This is a genomic window from Nocardia sp. TBRC8007, from assembly GCF_056629435.1.
The window spans coordinates 1-424 of record NZ_JBWSOR010000167.1 but is presented as its reverse complement, the minus strand read 5'-3'; the positions used below and the strand labels follow the sequence as shown (position 1 = coordinate 424).

Below are 424 nucleotides of genomic sequence, written 5' to 3'. Positions count from 1 at the left end.
CCGGAACTGAATGTTTGTGGATGTGGGTGGTGTTCGTGTAGACCTGCGGGGTGGGTGATGATCTGAGGGTGGATATGCGCAGGCTTTCGTCGAGTCAGCAGGAGGCTTTGCGGATGCGGGTGGTGGCTGCGTTGAGTGAGGGGATGTCGGCGGCGGAGGCGGTGCGGGTGTTCGGGGTGTCGGAGAACTCGATCCGTAATTGGAAGGTCCGCTATGCGTTCGGTGGTGTGGCGGGGTTGGAGTCGCGGCGGCCGGGGCGTAAGGCGGGTGTGCTGCGCAAACTCACTGCGGATCAGGAAGTGGCGTTGGTGGAGGCGGTCGTGGGGTTCACTCCTGATCAGTTGGATTTGGGTGGGAAGTTGTGGACGCGCCGCAAGGTCGGTGAACTCGCGCGGCGGCTGTTCGGGGTGTCCTATACCGAGCG

The 424-nt window shown here is 63.2% G+C and carries 1 protein-coding gene; it reads left to right on the top strand.

Annotated features, from left to right (window positions below; genetic code table 11):
• Nucleotides 1-50: 50 nt before the first annotated feature.
• Nucleotides 51-424: helix-turn-helix domain-containing protein (locus ACX4ZE_RS23125; protein WP_480275576.1), on the top strand; the 374-nt coding region annotated here is incomplete at its 3' end.